A 12,499-nucleotide genomic window follows, 5' to 3' on the forward strand; every position below is an offset into this window, starting at 1 on the left:
TCCTTGGGCAGATCGGCATAGTCGCCAGGGACGGTGAAGGCGACCGCCAGCGACGCGACGCAGACGACGGCAAGAACGATGAAGCCTCCGGCCGATCCGGCGGCCGGGATGACATAGAGCGCCAGCAACAGGGCAGTCGCGCATTGCGCCAGCGTCTGCATGGTGACGAAATAGCCGCCGATGCGCTCGGCGCGCCGCGAGCGGGCGATCAACTCGGTGGCGACCGCCACCAGACCGCCCTCGGCAAGGCCGGCCAGCGCGCGGGCAGCGATCAGCGTGTTGGCGGTTGCGGCATAGGCCGTCCACACATTGGCCAGCGCCAGCAGCAGCAAAAGGACGGCACTTTTCCAGCGCATGTTGTGCGCCGAAAGCAGCATCGCCAGGACAGCCGAACCGATGGCGATGGCGATCATCTCGGCGGTCGCAACCAGCGCCAGTTCATCGCCGGTGACATGGCCCTCGCTGTAGAGCGCGCCGAGCAGCACGGGCTGCAGCCCGAGGATGAGCAAGCCGACCGAGCCAACCCACAATGCCGACGCAAGCTGTGCGCCGGTCGGATTTCCGACCAGCCAGTCGTCATCGCCTGCGCGGCCGGTATTTGTCGAAGCCAAAGGCGCCTCCCAACGTCCTTGCCGTGCGGCAAAAAAACTGACAACCTGTCAGCATTCTGGAAACTGATACTTGATCATATTTTTTGTCAACTGGAATTTGAGAACCGCGCGAAAGATCGGTGTATGACGGAAGTGACGAAAACAGCCACCGCGCCCAGGCGCAGACCCAAGCAGGAGCGCAGTCGCGAGCGCATCGACGCGATCCTGTCGACGACCATGCGACTGATCGGCGAAAAGGGCATCGATGCCGTCACCATGAAGGAAGTCGGCCTGCTGGCGGGCGGGCCGATTGCCACCGTCTACCACTACTTTCCCAACAAATCGGCGATCCTGGCGATGCTCTACGAACGGTTTTCAGAGGTCAGCCGTGCACGGCTGACAGCGATCATCGCCGATGTCCGCGAGGCGAAGGACGTGATCGTGGCCGCCGACCGGCTGCTTGACGACTATCTCAGCCGCGTCGCCGGCGATCCTGCCATCCAGGATCTGCAGAACGCCATCCAGGCCGACAAGGCGCTCAAGAACCTAGACATCGCCGAAACCCGACATCAGGCCAGGATGTTCTGCGACCATGTCGCCGCCTTGATCGAGCCGGAGAAGCGCGAGCAGTTCGAACGCATGGTTCTGCTGATCTTCCAGCTCGCCGGTGGTGTGGTGCGCCTGGCGCTTGCCGAGGGCGACGCGGAAAGCCGGCGGACAATCGAGGATTATCGTTCCATCATCCACACCCAGCTGCGGCTGTTTCTGTAAGCTTCAATCCGTAGAAAAATTTCACGCTCCAGGTCAGCGCTACGCGCCTTGACTCTGGCAGGCCGCCAGCCTATTTCAGCGCCACGTTAGCACTCGCCATTGGTGAGTGCTAACTCATATGTCCGGCGCCGCCGGACGGAGGAACTGTTTCTCACCGTTCTCATCGAGGAAGAAAAAATGGCAAAGTCGAAGTTCCGCCCGCTTCATGACCGCGTGGTCGTTCGTCGGGTCGAATCCGAATCCAAGACCGCTGGCGGGATCATCATCCCCGACACGGCAAAGGAAAAGCCGCAGGAAGGCGAGATCATCGCCGTCGGCTCCGGCGCTCGTGACGAAGCTGGCAAGCTGGTTCCGCTGGATGTCAAGACCGGCGACCGCATCCTGTTCGGCAAGTGGTCGGGCACGGAAGTCAAGCTCAATGGCGAAGACCTTCTGATCATGAAGGAATCCGACATCATGGGCATCATCGGCTGATATCAGGCCTTTTCATCAACTGAATTCCCGGGCTCAATCTAAAGCCCCTGCCAGGAGCTAAAAATGGCTGCCAAAGACGTAAAATTTTCCCGTGATGCCCGCGAGCGCATGCTGCGCGGCGTCAACATCCTCGCCGACGCGGTGAAGGTCACGCTCGGCCCCAAGGGCCGCAACGTCGTCATCGACAAGTCGTTCGGCGCGCCGCGCATCACCAAGGACGGCGTCACCGTCGCCAAGGAAATCGAGCTTGAAGACAAGTTCGAGAACATGGGTGCGCAGATGGTCCGCGAAGTTGCTTCGAAGACCAACGACATCGCCGGCGACGGCACCACGACGGCGACCGTTCTGGCGCAGTCGATCGTCCAGGAAGGCCACAAGGCCGTTGCCGCCGGCATGAACCCGATGGACCTGAAGCGCGGCATCGACCTGGCCGTGACCGAAGTCGTCTCTGCGCTCGGCAAGGCTGCCAAGAAGATCAAGACCTCCGAGGAAGTTGCCCAGGTCGGCACGATCTCGGCCAATGGCGACGAGTCGGTCGGCAAGATGATCGCGGAAGCGATGCAGAAGGTCGGCAACGAAGGCGTCATCACGGTTGAGGAAGCCAAGACCGCCGAGACCGAACTTGAAGTCGTCGAAGGCATGCAGTTCGACCGCGGTTACCTCAGCCCCTACTTCGTCACCAACGCCGACAAGATGGTTGCCGAGCTCGAGGACGTCTACATCCTCCTGCACGAGAAGAAGCTCTCCAACCTCCAGGCGATGCTGCCGGTTCTCGAAGCCGTCGTGCAGACCTCGAAGCCGCTGCTCATCATCTCGGAAGACGTCGAAGGCGAGGCTCTGGCCACGCTGGTCGTCAACAAGCTGCGTGGCGGCCTGAAGATCGCCGCCGTGAAGGCGCCGGGCTTCGGTGATCGCCGCAAGGCCATGCTGGAAGACATCGCCATCCTCACCGGTGGCCAGGTCATCTCGGAAGACCTCGGCATCAAGCTCGAGAACGTCGGCCTCAACATGCTCGGCCGCGCCAAGAAGGTGTCGATCTCCAAGGAGAACACCACCATCGTCGACGGCGCCGGCAAGAAGGCCGAGATCCAGGGCCGCGTTGCCCAGATCAAGCAGCAGATCGAAGAGACCACTTCGGATTACGACAAGGAGAAGCTGCAGGAACGTCTCGCGAAGCTCGCGGGCGGCGTTGCGGTGATCCGCGTCGGCGGTGCGACGGAAGTCGAAGTCAAGGAAAAGAAGGACCGCGTCGATGACGCCCTCAACGCGACCCGCGCGGCCGTGGAAGAAGGCATCGTCGCTGGCGGTGGCGTTGCCTTGCTGCGCGCTTCGGCCAACATCAAGGCCACCGGCGTCAATGCCGACCAGGCCGCCGGCATCAACATCGTTCGTCGTGCGCTGCAGGCTCCGGCCCGCCAGATCGCGGCCAACGCCGGTGCGGAAGCATCGATCGTTGCCGGCAAGATCCTTGAGAACAAGGGCGCGACCTTCGGCTACAACGCCCAGACCGGCGAATATGGCGACATGATCGCCATGGGTATCGTCGATCCGGTCAAGGTCGTTCGTACCGCTCTCCAGGACGCGGCCTCGGTCGCCGGCCTGCTGGTCACCACCGAAGCCATGATCGCGGAGGCTCCGAAGAAGGAGTCGGCTGGCGGCGGCATGCCTGGCGGCATGGGCGGCGGCGGCATGGGCGGCATGGGCGGCATGGACTTCTAATCCAAACCAATCTCGCTAGACTTACGGAAAGGGCGCCGAAAGGCGCCCTTTTTGTTTGGCGCAGATCTCGATCGCCGCGCCTAATCGGTCCTCAGACGGCGGCATCCGCGCGCTGCCGTACCTCGCCGGCAAGCACTGCGGCTTCGATCAGCGCCGCGACCTCGTCGGGGCCAGCTACGCCGGCAAGGCCGCCTGTATCGAACTGTGGCCGGCGATCTCGACCGGACTCAGCACGCGATCCGCCAGCGCCAGCTTGGCGCCGAAGGTGTGGCGCACCAGGTCAGCGCCATGGGTCGGCAGACCTTCCGCTAATCCATATTGACGCACGAGAACGCCCGACCACAGCCATATGAGTTAGTCCTAAACTATTTCAATCTGTGCTAGAACCGGGCGCGACCGCCATTCGACGATCGAGAAAACCCATGAGGGAGGACTCGTGCGATGAGCATTAGAACCGCCTGCTTTGGAGCACTCGCATTGGCTGTCTTCAGCGGCACGGCATTTGCCGGGGCGCTTGACTCGCCCAAGATGATGGAACCGTTCTTCACCGATTCGAGCATGAAGACGATGAAATCCGACGATGAAATGAAGGCCGCTTGGGCAGCGATGTCCAAGGACGATCAGGCCATGATGATGAAGGAATGCCAGGACGCTGCGATGAGCAAACCACACGCGCCGTTCTGCGAAAAATTGAAGGCTCTCGGCGGCGCCAACAAGTGATTGCCCGGAGTTGAAGACTAGATGAAGGCGAGCCTGGGCTCGCCTTCTGACTATCTGGCAGGGATTTTGCGCAGAGACGCCAGGACCCGCGAACCGGTTTCTACCGGTCGGCCAGCGCCAGCTTTGCGCCGAGCATGACGAAGGCGCCTGCGAAGGTTCGGCGCATCCAGGTCAGCACCATTGGCCGCGACACGACATGGCTGCGGATCGAGGCAGCGAAGATGCCGTAGCCGACAAAGACCACGAAGGTCAAAAGCATGAAGACGGAGCTGAGCTCCAGCATCTTCGACAACGCGTTGGGCTCGGTGGTGCTGACGAATTGCGGCAGGAAGGCGAAGAAGAAGATCGACAGTTTCGGATTGAGCACGTTGACGAGGATGCCGGTAGCAATCACCTTGCGGGCCGAGCGCGGCGTCACATCCTGTTCGACGCTCAGGCCACCCTTTTCCTTCAACGTGTTCCAGGCCATGTAGAGCAGGTAGGCGACGCCAAGATATTTCAGCGTCTCGAAGGCAACCGCGCTGGTGTGCAGCAACGCCGCAAGACCGGTGATGGCCGCCGCCATATGCGGAATGATGCCGAGCGTGCACCCGAAGGCGGCGATGATCGAGGCCCGCGCGCCACGCGACAGGCCGGCGCTCAGCGTGTAGAGAACGCCGGTGCCGGGCGAAGCCACGACGATCAGCGACGTCAACAGAAATTCGATGCTCATAAAATCCTCCGCTGCCCCGCCCGGCGGAAGGTATCGGGGCGGATAATGGCGCGCAAGCGGCAGTGGGTTTAATCCGTCCCGTCCTGGGGCGAGATTGGCGGTTCCACCGGCAACCCATGCGCCCGGCGCGCCATCAGGCAATCGTCGTCACCAGGCATGCAAGCGCGGCAGACGTCCGGGCGGAGTTCATAGATGCCGCAGGCGGTCGACTTGCCGATCTCGCCGCAAAGGGCAGAACAGCGCACGCCCTCGCAGCGCATGCCGGACAGATTGGCGGCTACATATTTTTCTGGGATTCGGTCGAGCTGCGCGTCGTCCTCGGTGGAAAAGCGCGGCCACTCGGCCGAGTAGGAACAGCAGGCGCCGCAGCTCTGACAGTCGAAGAGAGCAGCGGTGCTGCGCTGCGACGACAAAGGACTTGCAGCGGCCACCAGGGCAGACAGCCCCGGCGCGGCAGGATTGCGATCGGCGTCTTGCGGCAAGGGGCTATGTCTTCTTGCCCGTCATTTCTTCTTGCCTGTCTTGCGCGACGACGCTTCGGCCGGCGACTTGAACAGATCGGTCGCGGTCTCGGCGGCTTCGCCGGCTTTCGGCGCGGCAACCGGCTTGGCCGGTTTTGCGGTGGCAGCCGGTGTTGCCGGCTGGTCCTTGGTGGAGAATTTTATGGCCATGTCAGTCCTCGTCGACGAAGCGCGATGTTGGTGCACGTGGATTGCGCAGGCGGCCGATCAACGCCGAAACCGCCGTGATGTTCATTTCCTCGGGCGACCAGTTTCTGACTTCCGCGATGTGGTGCACTGCCAGCTCGCGATGCGTGCTGCCGCTGTAGGCGGCGTCCTGATGGGTCACGCGCTCATGGGTCTTGGCGTCTTCACGGACATATTCGATCAGGTAGTTCGGGCATTCGGCGCGACCGCGCACACCGACCCGCACCTGGGCATCGCCATGAGCGCGTTTGCAGCGCTCCAGCTTTTCCAGCACCCGGCGCACATATTCGACCGGCTTGTTGAGGCCATCGACCACGTCGGCGATGGTCGAATCGGCGGCGATCAGTTTCGGAGGCACGCGCTTGGTAGCCATCAGCGTCTTCCGGTTCGCTTCGGCAAAGCGGCGAGCGCCGCGGCGGCGGCCAACTCATCGGCCTCCTTCTCCAGGCGCAATTCGCGCAAGCGCGCGGTCTTGGCTTCACGCGCTTGGCTGACGGCATCGCGCTCGGAATTGATACGGTTGAGCGACATCGACTGGGTTTGCGTCTTGCTGAACAAGGACACGGCCTGTTCGGCTGTTGTCTTCGATTGAGCGGTCAAAATCTTTCTCCTGTCAGGAGCCCGTGACGATGGAGCAAGACCAGGTCTTCGGTCGGGACCATGCACGAAGCCATACGGCAGCGGATTCAATTGCTGGAGCGTCCCATAGCACGTCCAGGTCGGCGCGCGGCGCATTTTCAGCGGCAAGACGCGCAAAATGAAAAAGGCCAGGCACCGCCTGACCTTCATGAGAGCGCCGCGCAACCAGGTGACATCCAAAAGGATGCACCGGGGATGCACGGGAACGCCCTTCTCATGCCCATGACATGCCGTGGAAACTCAGGTCTCCGCGGCCATGCGCTCGAATTCGCTACTCACCGGTGCCAGTACATCCGTGGTCACCGGGAGAGCTGAATTCTTTTTTCAGGCCGCCTTCAACTGGTCGGCGGACATCTTGCCCGACTTGTTGTCGCGGACCATCTCGTAGCCGAGCTTCTGGCCCTCGACGATGTCGCGCATACCGGCGCGCTCTACGGCCGAGATGTGGACAAAAACGTCGGCAGAGCCGTCGTCAGGCTGAATAAAACCAAAACCCTTGGTGGCGTTGAACCATTTAACTGTGCCGGTGCTCATGACGAACCCTTTCCATGGCAAATATTCGTTCGACGCCATGCGGATGCATGACGTCGTTTGTCCCGATTTTTGATGTGGGAAGTTCGTCAAAGGCGCGCTCGAAAGCGCGGATAACAAAAGTCAGTCAAACAAATATCGACGAATTCCTTGTAGGCTTCTTTTGCGGGTGTGTCAATTTCTGGTTTTCTTCTCACCAGATTCGACGCAGACGCGCCTGGCGAGGATCCATTCGCCGGCGGCTCCGGGCACAGAAACCAAGGCGCCTGTTCCATCAAAAAAATAGCAGCATGCTGGGAACCAATTTCGCGCCCATGCATTTCATTATGTCAGCAGTTTCAGAGAGCGATCTCAGGGACGCTGACACAAAGGACGCCTCCCGTACAATAAAACGTGCGAGGGGCGTTCTTGTATGGTGACGAACCGGCTGGCCGTATCCCCAGCGGCGTCGCACCAGACCGCGGCTTCCAGTCGGACCTTGCCGGCAACATCACACAAGACGCGACGGTAATGTGATCGCCGAATACGACGCGTCGGGCACACTGATTGCGCCAGAGCGGGCCTTAACGATTGAGGTTTCCGTCAGCCGGCGATCGCCGACTCTCGCCGGCTCTGTCTTCGAGAGCCGTTCAGGCGACCGGGCGGGGGAAGAAGGTCATTCATCCGGGCCGGGCTCCGGCCATGTCTCCTTTGCCGCTTCCGCATACCAATGGCGCATCGCCGGGGTGGCAAGAATGGCGTCGACATAGGCGCGTGTATCCGGCGCAAGCGTGCCGCCGTAGGTGTCGAAGCGGGTGACGACAGGCGCATACATGGCGTCGGCCGCGGTGAAATGGCCGAACAGGAACGGACCGCCCTTGCCGTATTGTTCCCGGCACTCGCGCCAGATCGTCTCTATGCGCTCGCGCTGTAGTTCGCCTTCGGCGTCGAGCGGCTTGTGGCCCTTCGGCCGGCGCAAATTCATCGGCCAGCCATAGCGGACCTCGCGAAAACCCGAATGCATTTCGGTCGCCACCGAGCGCGCCAGTGCGCGGGCGTCGATGTCGGCCGGCCAAAGTCTTTTGTCTGGAAAAAGGTCAGCCAGATATTCAAGGATGGCAAGTGTTTCCCAGATGGTCTTGCCATTGTGATTCAGGACGGGCACCTGGCCGGTCGGCGACACTTTCGCCAGGTTTGCAAACGTCTCCGGCGTGCGCAGTCGCACGAAGCTCTCGTCGAACGGGATCTCCAGATGCCGCATCGCCACCCATGGCCGGAGCGACCATGAGGAAAAGCACTTGTTGCCGATGAAGAGCGTGAATTCAGCCATTTTTCTACCCGCGCGCACGATCACCTGCAATCCGTTGGTCGGCGCTTGGTAACAGCCTAGCTCGCCGACCTTGCCTCGGGAGGCGGAAGCACGACCTGATCTGACGCCCGGGCGACGCCTGGAACCTAACCGACGCCGGCTCGTTAGCCTCCCGCGGATGAATTCCTCCGAATTCAAAACTCCCAGGAGATGCGGAAAAGGCGGCCGCGAGGGTCGCCTTCTTCATATGCTCCAACCCTTGCTGAAGGCATTGGTGAAGGCGACCTCGCCATGATCGCCGGTTGCCTCGCCCAGCACCACGTCCAAGCCGTTGCCGGTCACCCTGGCCAGCGCGAAACCGCCCATATAGGCAGCCTTCGGCTTGAACAGATCGAGCCCATCCCTGCGATAGATCAGCGGCGTGTCGTGCTGGTGGCCATGGAAAATGCCGACGACATTGTAGCCCTTGAGCGCCGCCAACAGCGCCTGCCGGTCGGCCTCGCCCCACCAGTGCGGTGCACCGGAGCCGTCATCGTCGTAGTGCCTTTTGGCGGCATCCCAGCGTTCTATGGAGAAGGTGTCCCAGCCATAGTGCTGGAACAGGATGACCGGGCGGCCATCCGCCGCATAGGTCGCCAGATCCTGCTTCAGCCATGACAGGCTGCTCTCGGCGCCGTGGCCAGTATCGCCGGCGAAACGATGCGTCTGGATCAGATGCAGGCCGCCCCAGTCCCAGGAATAGCAGTCGGTGTCGATATCATAGTCGGTGGCCGGCACCGGCGGCTTGAAGAACACGCCGGCGCGATGATTGACCTCGACATAGTCGCGCAATTCGCGCCTGTACCAGTCGACATGGTGCGGCGGCCCGTTCTGGTCGAGATCATGGTTGCCGAGCCCGACATAGACGGGCATGTGCACGCGATCGGGGCCGACGCCCTGCTGGTAGCGCTGGCTGAACTGGAGCAGTTGGGTGCCCTCGCTCGGCTGGGTGATTTGACCGCCGCCATCGTCCGTGATGTCGCCGCCGACGACGAGGCCGAGCGGCCTGCCGATGCGGCCGCCCGCCGAGCGCAGGCCACTGGCGACACCGTTGATCTCGGTGGGCCAGTCCTTGTCGGCGAGACCGTTGAGCGCCGTCACGTTGCGCAGCAGGGCCGCGTCAGTCTTTCCTTCCTGCCGGCAGTTGGGGCTCAAGCCGCTCGCCATGCGGCAGGCATGAACATCGGCGATGAACAGGAAGGTGGCGTCGATGGGCTGGATGCGTAGGCCGGTCTGGCTGAATGCCGGGCGCGACGATGCGCCGGCCGCGGCAAAACCTACGGCCTGCGCCAAAAAGTTGCGACGAGAAAACAATCCAGGCGAACGGCTATTCATCATGAGCTGAATTTCAGCATGGAGAGCGGCCGGCCGTCCAGCGCCTCTCCTTGCCGCCATTCGACATCGTGCCAAAGGCCTGCATCTCCGCCCTTCGAGAACCAGGCTGCCGAGGCGCTGCGACGAAGGCGCAAGTTCCGAAGGCTATGAGATGAAAGCCGCCGGCGCAGTAGCGGCGCGTTATCGCTGTGACATCAAAGGGTTCTCGGTCTTGGCAGCACCCGGCGACGTCGCCTGGCTGCCAGTCCGCCTTGAGATGACGACAGCGCACTCCGCTCCAGTCCAGCCAAACAGTCCCGCAGCACGCTCGGATCCTGCGCCGTCTTGGCCATCGACATGGCGCCGGAATAGGTGGCGACCGCCAGCGCGGCGAAGCGCTCGGGATCTGTGCCCTCGTCCCTGCCCGCCTGCTGGTCCGCCCGCACCTTTTCCGAAATCGCCCGCCGCCAATCGGCAAAAATACCGGCAAGGGCAATCCGAAAATCGGGATCGGCGAGCGACAGCTCATGCGCCAGATTGTTGAGCGGACAGCCTCGCACGAAACCCTGCTGCTCCAGTTCCGCCGCCACCGCCTCGAACACGGCGCGCACGCCTTCGCGCACCGATGCTGCCGCCAGCACCGGCGCGATCCATGTCTGTTCCACCGCTGCCGCCACACGCTCGTCGATCACCGCCAGCGCCAGCGCCTTCTTGGTCGGGAAGTGGTGATGCAGCGCTCCGCCGCTGACGCCCGCCGCCGCCATCAGGTCGCCGATGCTAGAGGCGTGATAGCCGCGCGCCTGGAACGCGTCCTCGGCGACATCGAGCACTTTCTTGCGCATGCCTTCAGGGTCGTTGATGCGTTTTCGCGGGCGCGATTTTGATTGAACGTTCATCTCTGCTGACATTGCCGAACTCTAGCATATTGACAAAACAGGACAACCGGTCTGTTTATAAACAGGATGATCACCCTGTTTTGAGGAGAGTTGGATGAACATGCCCCTGAATGCCTCGCCGATGCCCGCGGTGCTCGCCTCGCCTGTCGTCGAACTTCGGCAATACACGCTGAAGCCCGGACAGCGCGACACGCTTATCGACATTTTCGACGGCAAGCTGATCGAGGGCCAGGAGGACGTTGGAATGACCATCATCGGCCAGTTCCGGGATCTCGATCGCCCTGACATGTTCGTCTGGATGCGCGGCTTCGACGGCATGGATGCGCGGACAAATGCTCTCGCCGCCTTTTATGACGGCCCGGTCTGGGCGGCGCACAAACATGCGGCCAACGCGACAATGATCGATTCCGACGACGTGCTGCTGCTGAAGCCCGCGTGGCCGGGCGCCGGCTTCGACCTTACGGGCGCGCAGCGTCCAAGCCTGGCCACCGACGAAAACTCAATTCAAGACAGGCCGCCGACTGGCCTCGTTGTCATCCAGATTCATCATCTCCAGCCCGGCGCGGAGGCTGATTTCGCCAGCCGCTTCGAAGCCGAAATGGCACCGTTGATAACGGCGTCTGGAGCAAACCTGCTCGGTGCTTTCGTCACCGAGCATGCCGAAAACAGTTTTCCGCGCCTGCCGGTGCGGGCTGATGAAAACGTCTTCATGTCTGTCGCTGGCTTTGACAGCGCCGAGGCGCATGTCCTCCACAAAGCCGCGCTCGCCGCCTCGCCGGCATGGCAGGCGCAGCTCGGTCTGACCAAACTAACGGAGACCTTGCGCCTCTCGCCGACATCGCGTTCGCAACTTGGGAGATGATTGAGGCGATTCGAGTGCGGCACCTGCCGGAGCGCGCTTTGCCGGAGAGCCGGCGGGGGCGTCCTGATCGTCGGCCGCGACACCGAAAAACTTGACGCTGCCCGCAGCCAGCATCGCGGTCTACCTGGCCAGCGAAGAGGCCGCCTGGACCAGTGGCGGCATCTTCTCCATCGATGGGGGATATACGGCGGGGTGATCCGTCCGGTTGCCAGACCAGGCGCCGGCAAATTTCAGTGGCAGCTTTCCACAAATCCAAGTGCGCCTACCGCCTCCAGGATCTGATCGCGAACCCAGCGATGAGGAGACTCGTCGTCGTGGCGCGCGTGCCAGTACATTCTGATTTCAGGAACGGCAATGGGGAGCGGCGGTTCAAAGATGACGAGCGGCAGGGTCCTCGCCGCCCAAACGGCGAACTGCCTGGGAACCGCTGCGAGGTGGTTTCCATTTGCCACTGCCAATGCGACAGCCTGAAAGTGCGGCAGTGTCAGGCTTACGCGACGCGTTCGTCCAATTTTGCGGAGCGCCTCGTCGGTGGCGCCCGACATCGAGCCGTCAATAGAACGAAGAATATGGGGCAATTCGCAGAAAAGCTCGATCGGCAAAGGCTCGCCTTCGGCAGTACCCGCCTGCCTGATCGCAGCGTTGTCTTCCGCGGCGATGATGGCGAATGGTGAATGGAATAGAGGCGTGCTTGAGACCCAGTCGGAGACCTCCAGCGGACGCTCGAGCGCTACGTCGATTTCATCCTCCTGGAGCAGCCGCGAAACGTCGCCGCGCGCGCTATCGAGAAACCTTAACGACACGCGCGGCGCCGCGCCGGCGATGCGTGCCGCCAGGGTTGGCATCAGCAGCATGGAAAAGAAATCGGCACCCATGAACGTGAAGGTTCGCTCCAGCTCTGCCGGATCGAACGCCTTCGCCGAATGGAAGACGCGTTCGATTTCGCGAAGGGCCACGCGCAAAGGCTCGGCCAAGCTCTCGGCGCGCGGCGTCGGCATCATGTCATTGCCCCGCCGAACGAACAGCTGATCGTTGAGGAGATGCCGCAAGCGATTGAGCGCGGCACTGACGGCAGGCTGGCTGAGGCCGATCTGCTCGCCGGCACGCGTAACGCTTCTCTCCCGCAGAAGGGCGTCGAACACCCTGACGAGATTGAGGTCGAGCGCATTCAAATTCATCGCATCAATTCGCCCCATATGATCATTCGATTTCCGCTGTGGGCATGTCCTTGGTTAGG

The 12,499-nt window shown here is 62.1% G+C and carries 15 protein-coding genes and 1 pseudogene; 5 read left to right on the forward strand and 11 right to left on the reverse strand.

All coding sequences use genetic code 11. The features are described from left to right. Nucleotides 1–26: 26 nt before the first annotated feature. Nucleotides 27–485 (reverse strand): annotated as a pseudogene (locus NKJ89_RS00475) (MFS transporter); the annotation flags it as partial. A gap of 249 nt (nt 486–734) precedes the next feature. On the opposite strand from NKJ89_RS00475, the gene NKJ89_RS00480 reads away from it, so the two are divergent. The 4 genes from NKJ89_RS00480 to NKJ89_RS00495 all read left to right on the forward strand — a co-directional run bounded on the left by NKJ89_RS00480 (nt 735) and on the right by NKJ89_RS00495 (nt 4,274). Then, nucleotides 735–1,361: a TetR/AcrR family transcriptional regulator gene (locus tag NKJ89_RS00480; protein ID WP_352598970.1), complete on the forward strand. Its 627-nt coding sequence runs from the start codon at nt 735–737 to the stop codon at nt 1,359–1,361. Between the two features lie 177 nt (nt 1,362–1,538). Next, nucleotides 1,539–1,835, forward strand: a complete 297-nt coding sequence (gene groES / locus NKJ89_RS00485; RefSeq protein WP_031261112.1) for a co-chaperone GroES — start codon at nt 1,539–1,541, stop codon at nt 1,833–1,835. A 63-nt stretch (nt 1,836–1,898) separates the two neighbouring features. Beyond that, nucleotides 1,899–3,554 carry a chaperonin GroEL gene (gene groL, locus NKJ89_RS00490; protein ID WP_128336279.1) on the forward strand — a complete coding sequence of 552 codons (1,656 nt, stop codon included), beginning with the start codon at nt 1,899–1,901 and terminating at the stop codon, nt 3,552–3,554. Nucleotides 3,555–3,995: 441 nt separating this feature from the next. After that, complete coding sequence (locus NKJ89_RS00495; RefSeq protein WP_352598972.1) at nt 3,996–4,274, forward strand: hypothetical protein; 279 nt, start codon at nt 3,996–3,998, stop codon at nt 4,272–4,274. Nucleotides 4,275–4,374: 100 nt separating this feature from the next. Here NKJ89_RS00495 and NKJ89_RS00500 read toward each other — a convergent pair whose 3' ends face one another. The 9 genes from NKJ89_RS00500 to NKJ89_RS00540 all read right to left on the reverse strand — a co-directional run bounded on the left by NKJ89_RS00500 (nt 4,375) and on the right by NKJ89_RS00540 (nt 10,400). Continuing rightward, nucleotides 4,375–4,986: a LysE family translocator gene (locus NKJ89_RS00500; RefSeq protein ID WP_352598974.1), complete on the reverse strand. Its 612-nt coding sequence runs from the start codon at nt 4,984–4,986 to the stop codon at nt 4,375–4,377. A gap of 68 nt (nt 4,987–5,054) precedes the next feature. Beyond that, entirely contained in the window at nt 5,055–5,468 is a 414-nt protein-coding gene (locus tag NKJ89_RS00505; RefSeq protein WP_502904067.1) for a YkgJ family cysteine cluster protein, read from the reverse strand. A 21-nt stretch (nt 5,469–5,489) separates the two neighbouring features. Continuing rightward, nucleotides 5,490–5,657, reverse strand: coding sequence for a hypothetical protein (locus tag NKJ89_RS00510; RefSeq protein ID WP_352598976.1), 168 nt, complete (start codon nt 5,655–5,657; stop codon nt 5,490–5,492). Between the two features lies 1 nt (nt 5,658). Continuing rightward, a complete protein-coding gene (locus NKJ89_RS00515) occupies nt 5,659–6,066 on the reverse strand; it encodes a hypothetical protein (RefSeq protein WP_352598978.1) in 408 nt (135 codons plus the stop codon). Further along, entirely contained in the window at nt 6,066–6,293 is a 228-nt protein-coding gene (locus tag NKJ89_RS00520) for a hypothetical protein (RefSeq protein WP_023761966.1), read from the reverse strand. Before NKJ89_RS00520 ends, NKJ89_RS00515 begins: the two co-directional genes overlap by 1 nt. Before the next feature lie 363 nt (nt 6,294–6,656). Then, nucleotides 6,657–6,866, reverse strand: a complete 210-nt coding sequence (locus NKJ89_RS00525) for a cold-shock protein (protein WP_010915421.1) — start codon at nt 6,864–6,866, stop codon at nt 6,657–6,659. A 652-nt stretch (nt 6,867–7,518) separates the two neighbouring features. Next, a complete protein-coding gene (locus NKJ89_RS00530; RefSeq protein WP_352598980.1) occupies nt 7,519–8,172 on the reverse strand; it encodes a glutathione S-transferase family protein in 654 nt (217 codons plus the stop codon). Nucleotides 8,173–8,394: 222 nt separating this feature from the next. Beyond that, nucleotides 8,395–9,528 (reverse strand): metallophosphoesterase, encoded by a 1,134-nt coding sequence (locus NKJ89_RS00535; RefSeq protein WP_352598982.1) that lies wholly within the window; start codon nt 9,526–9,528, stop codon nt 8,395–8,397. Between the two features lie 191 nt (nt 9,529–9,719). Continuing rightward, nucleotides 9,720–10,400: a TetR/AcrR family transcriptional regulator gene (locus tag NKJ89_RS00540; RefSeq protein ID WP_352598984.1), complete on the reverse strand. Its 681-nt coding sequence runs from the start codon at nt 10,398–10,400 to the stop codon at nt 9,720–9,722. 94 nt (nt 10,401–10,494) lie between these two features. On the opposite strand from NKJ89_RS00540, the gene NKJ89_RS00545 reads away from it, so the two are divergent. Beyond that, the gene (locus NKJ89_RS00545) at nt 10,495–11,262 is read left to right on the forward strand and encodes an NIPSNAP family protein (RefSeq protein WP_352598986.1); all 768 of its coding nucleotides are present in this window, start codon (nt 10,495–10,497) and stop codon (nt 11,260–11,262) included. Nucleotides 11,263–11,492: 230 nt separating this feature from the next. Here NKJ89_RS00545 and NKJ89_RS00550 read toward each other — a convergent pair whose 3' ends face one another. Further along, on the reverse strand, nt 11,493–12,458 hold the full coding sequence (locus NKJ89_RS00550; protein WP_352598988.1) for a LysR family transcriptional regulator: 966 nt from the start codon (nt 12,456–12,458) through the stop codon (nt 11,493–11,495). Nucleotides 12,459–12,499: the final 41 nt, after the last annotated feature.

Origin of the sequence: Mesorhizobium sp. M0047 (genome assembly GCF_040323315.1) — a bacterium.
GTDB lineage: Bacteria > Pseudomonadota > Alphaproteobacteria > Rhizobiales > Rhizobiaceae > Mesorhizobium.

Coding starts and splice junctions, on each gene's coding strand:
- groES (WP_031261112.1), top strand. CDS start 1,539: ATGGCAAAGTCGAAGTTCCGCCCGCTTCATGACCGCGTGGTCGTTCGT.
- NKJ89_RS00535 (WP_352598982.1), bottom strand. CDS start 9,528: ATGATGAATAGCCGTTCGCCTGGATTGTTTTCTCGTCGCAACTTTTTG.
- NKJ89_RS00545 (WP_352598986.1), top strand. CDS start 10,495: ATGAACATGCCCCTGAATGCCTCGCCGATGCCCGCGGTGCTCGCCTCG.
- NKJ89_RS00540 (WP_352598984.1), bottom strand. CDS start 10,400: ATGAACGTTCAATCAAAATCGCGCCCGCGAAAACGCATCAACGACCCT.
- NKJ89_RS00550 (WP_352598988.1), bottom strand. CDS start 12,458: ATGGGGCGAATTGATGCGATGAATTTGAATGCGCTCGACCTCAATCTC.
- NKJ89_RS00500 (WP_352598974.1), bottom strand. CDS start 4,986: ATGAGCATCGAATTTCTGTTGACGTCGCTGATCGTCGTGGCTTCGCCC.
- NKJ89_RS00510 (WP_352598976.1), bottom strand. CDS start 5,657: ATGGCCATAAAATTCTCCACCAAGGACCAGCCGGCAACACCGGCTGCC.
- NKJ89_RS00515 (WP_352598978.1), bottom strand. CDS start 6,066: ATGGCTACCAAGCGCGTGCCTCCGAAACTGATCGCCGCCGATTCGACC.
- NKJ89_RS00480 (WP_352598970.1), top strand. CDS start 735: ATGACGGAAGTGACGAAAACAGCCACCGCGCCCAGGCGCAGACCCAAG.
- groL (WP_128336279.1), top strand. CDS start 1,899: ATGGCTGCCAAAGACGTAAAATTTTCCCGTGATGCCCGCGAGCGCATG.
- NKJ89_RS00495 (WP_352598972.1), top strand. CDS start 3,996: ATGAGCATTAGAACCGCCTGCTTTGGAGCACTCGCATTGGCTGTCTTC.
- NKJ89_RS00530 (WP_352598980.1), bottom strand. CDS start 8,172: ATGGCTGAATTCACGCTCTTCATCGGCAACAAGTGCTTTTCCTCATGG.
- NKJ89_RS00525 (WP_010915421.1), bottom strand. CDS start 6,866: ATGAGCACCGGCACAGTTAAATGGTTCAACGCCACCAAGGGTTTTGGT.